2 protein-coding genes are annotated in these 3647 nt (G+C 71.6%); one reads left to right on the top strand and one right to left on the bottom strand.

Annotation, left to right across the window (positions count from 1 at the left end; all coding sequences use genetic code 11):
* Positions 1 to 156: 156 nt before the first annotated feature.
* Complete coding sequence (locus tag K6I33_RS33060) at positions 157 to 2256, bottom strand: SpoIIE family protein phosphatase (RefSeq protein ID WP_229358369.1); 2100 nt, start codon at positions 2254 to 2256, stop codon at positions 157 to 159.
* A gap of 80 nt (positions 2257 to 2336) precedes the next feature.
* Between K6I33_RS33060 and K6I33_RS33055 the strand changes: the two genes are divergently transcribed.
* Positions 2337 to 3647 (top strand): lipase maturation factor family protein (locus tag K6I33_RS33055; RefSeq protein ID WP_229358367.1); only part of this gene is annotated, 1311 nt, incomplete at its 3' end.

Here is a 3647-nt window from a genome sequence, read left to right as displayed (position 1 = left end):
CTGCGGCGGAGGGGGTGGCGGTGGGGGGTGCCCATGGTTCGGCCTTTTCGACGGTCCGTCAGTTAGGGATGCGTCAATAGTTGATCCAAAGAGGCCGGAATTTGCAATTCCTTTACAACGGAAGGTGTATAGGACATGAACTCTCGGGCGACCGGCTCAGTCGTCGGCGTCCATGACCGGCCCCCGGTCGGAGTGCCGGCCGGGCACCACGAACTCGCACCAGACGGACTTGCCGGTGCCACGCGGCTCCACGCCCCAGACGTCGGCCAGCCGGTCCACCAGCAGCAGCCCGCGCCCGGACACCCCCGCCTCGCCGGGCTCCCGGCGGCGCGGCAGGGCGCTGGACTTGTCCTCCACCTCGACCCGCACCCGCCGTTCGGGCCCGGTCAGCATCCGGATCGTCACGACGGCCGCGCCGTCGGTGTGCAGCAGGGCGTTGGTCACCAACTCGTCGGCGACCAGCTCGATCTCGTCCGAGCGCTCCCGCGCGCCCCACGCCCGTACCGCCGCGCGGATCATGTGCCGGCCGGCCGAGAGGGCCTCGGGGTCCGCGGGGGCGATGTGCTGCTGGAGCCGGCCGCCGCCGCGGGCGGCCGGGCCCTGGCGGCGCAGCAGCAGGACGGCCAGATCGTCCTCGCCCATCCGCTCGCCGACCACGTCGCACAGCAGGTCGGCCAGCTTGTGGAGGTCGTAGGGGCCCTCGCGGACCAGGGCGCCGAGCCGCTGCATGCCCTCGTCCAGATCGGAGCCGGGCTGCTCGACCAGGCCGTCGGTGAACATCAGCAGGGTCTCCCCCGGGTCCAGTTCGACGGTCGTCACCGGGTAGTCCAGCCGCCCGAACTCGACGGACAGGCCGAGCGGCAGCCCGCCCGAGACGGGCAGCCGGCGGCAGGTGCCGTCGGCGTGCCGCAGCATGGGGTCCACATGGCCGGCGCGGACCAGCTGGACGACCCCGGTGGTGAGGTCGGCCTCCGCGTAGGTGCAGGTGGCGAAGCGGTCGGTGTCCAGCTCGTGGAGGAAGGACGAGGCGCGGGCCATGACGGTCGCGGGCGCGTGCCCCTCGGTGGCGTACGCCCGCAGGACGATCCTCAGCTGGCCCATCACGGCGGCCGCGTGGGTGTCATGGCCCTGGACGTCGCCGATGACCGCCCCGACCCGGCCGCCGGGCAGCGGAATGGCGTCATACCAGTCGCCGCCGATGTCCCGGCCCATCCGGGCCGAGCGGTAGCGCACCGCGATCTGCGCACCGGGGACGTCGGGGATGCGGCGCGGCAGCATGGACTGCTGGAGGCCCTCGGCGAGGTCGTGCTCCTGGTCGAAGAGCATCGCCCGGGCTATGGCCTGCGCCAGGCTGCTGCCGAGCGCGATGTAGAGGTTGCGCTCCTGCTGGGTGAAGCCGCGCGCCTCGCGGTAGAGCAGGCCCAGCGCGCCGATGGGCCGGGCCTGGGCGATCAGCGGGAGGTAGGCGGCGGAGGAGATGCCGATGTCCTTGATGCGCTCCCACAGCCAGGGGTAGTGGGTGGAGAACTCCTCGGGCGACTCGATGAACCGGGGCGAGAGGGTGCGGATCACCTCGCTCATGGGGAAGTCGTCGTCGACGCGCGTGTAGCGGGTGCCGGGGATGAAGTGCTCCGAGGGCCCCTCCGCGACGAGGTGGATGCGGCCGGACTCCAGCAGGCCGAGGACGAGGAGGTCGGAGCCGAGGTGGTCGACGGCCCGGGTGTCCCGGAAGAAGTCGATGACGTCCTGGACGGTCCGGGCGTGCGCGAGGGCGGCCGTCGTGGTCTCCACGACCGTGGTCTGGTGGCGGCGCTCCTCGCCGGTCTCACGGGGCCCGGTCCGGCCCAGCTCCTCGGTGGCGTCGCGGACGATGCCGATGATCCGGCGGGGCCGCCCGTCGGCGTCGCGCCGGATGCGCCCCTGGGTGTAGGTCCAGCGCTGGGAGCCGTCGTCGCAACGGACCAGGTAGTAGCCGCCGTAGCTCTCGCTGCCGTCCTTCAGCGCCCGGGCCACCATGGTGTCGAGCCGGGCGGCGTCGGGGCGCGACACGCGGTGCGACAGATCGGTGATCCGGCCGTGGAACCGCTCCGGCGGCACCTCGAGGAGCTCCAGCGCCTGCGGGTCCAGGTGCAGCCGTCCGCTGATCAGGTCCCAGTCGAAGCTGCCCATGCGATTGAGGGCGAGCACCGTCTCCGGGCGGGCGGGCCAGTCATCCGGCGGCGGTACGGCGGCAGGCGTCGCTCCCCGATCAACCATAGAGTCACTCTGCCATCTTTTGTCTGTTTCTTCGATGTGACTGCACGGTCCGGCGGGACGCAAGCGGTACGGAGGGCGCCATGGAGTGGTTCACGGCATCCGGGTACTGGCTGAGCCGGCTGCTCCTGACCCGGGCGCTCGCCGCGATCTACCTGGTCGGCTTCGTCTCGGCGGCCCTCCAGTTCCGCGCGCTCATCGGGGAGCGGGGCATGCTGCCGGTCCCCCAGTACGTCGCGTACGTACCGTTGCGCCGGGCCCCCAGCGTCTTCCATCTCCACTACTCCGACCGCTTCTTCGCCGCCTGGTCCTGGACGGGGGCGCTGCTGTCGGCCGCGATCGTGGCGGGCGCGGCCGACGCCGTGCCGCTGGGCGCGGCGATGGCGATGTGGGCCGCGCTGTGGGTGCTCTATCTCTCCATCGTCAACGTGGGCCAGACCTGGTACAGCTTCGGCTGGGAGTCCCTGCTGCTGGAGGCCGGTTTCCTCGCCGTCTTCCTGGGCAACGCCCGGACGGACCCGCCCGTGCTCACGCTGTGGCTGATGCGCTGGCTGCTCTTCCGCGTCGAATTCGGCGCCGGGCTGATCAAACTGCGCGGCGACCCCTGCTGGCGGGATCTGACCTGCCTGTACTACCACCACGAGACCCAGCCCATGCCCGGGCCGCTGAGCTGGTTCTTCCACCGGCTGCCCAGGCCCCTCCACCGGGTGGAGGTGGGGGCCAACCACGTCGCCCAGTTGGTCGTACCGCTCGGGCTGTTCACCCCGCAACCGGTGGCGAGCGTCGCCGCCGGGACGATCATCTGCACCCAGCTCTGGCTCGTCGCCTCCGGCAACTTCTCCTGGCTCAACTGGCTGACGATCGTCCTCGCCCTCTCCGCCGTCGACGGCGCGGCCCTGGCGGAGCTGCTGGGCCTCCCCCGGCACGCCCCGGCGTCATCCGCTCCGCTCTGGTTCGAGGTGCTGGTCCTCGCCGCGGCCGTGCTGGTGGTCGTGCTGAGCTGGTGGCCGGTGCGCAATCTGCTGTCGTCGCGGCAGCGCATGAACATGTCGTTCAACGCCTTCCACCTGGTCAACACCTACGGCGCTTTCGGCAGCATCAATCGCAGCCGCTACGAGGTCGTCGTGGAGGGAACGGATGAGGAAGGGCTCACCGAGGACACGGTGTGGCGGGAGTACGGCTTCAGGGGCAAGCCCGGCGACCCCCGCCGGCTCCCCCGCCAGTTCGCGCCGTACCATCTGCGCCTGGACTGGCTGATGTGGTTCGCCGGGATCTCCCCCGGCTACGCCCGCGAATGGTTCGGCCCCTTCGTCGAGCGCCTGCTGACGGGCGACCCGGCGACGCTGCGCCTGCTGCGCCACAACCCCTTCCCCACCCGGCCCCCCAGCCACGGC

The sequence above is a fragment of the Streptomyces sp. UNOB3_S3 genome (assembly GCF_020740895.1).
Classification (GTDB): domain Bacteria; phylum Actinomycetota; class Actinomycetes; order Streptomycetales; family Streptomycetaceae; genus Streptomyces.
The sequence above is the reverse complement of the archived record's forward strand: the minus strand, read 5'-3'. Positions and strand labels throughout refer to the sequence as shown.

Excerpts from the sequence above, each read along its gene's own strand:
- K6I33_RS33060 (WP_229358369.1), bottom strand. The coding sequence starts at position 2,256 with ATGGTTGATCGGGGAGCGACGCCTGCCGCCGTACCGCCGCCGGATGAC.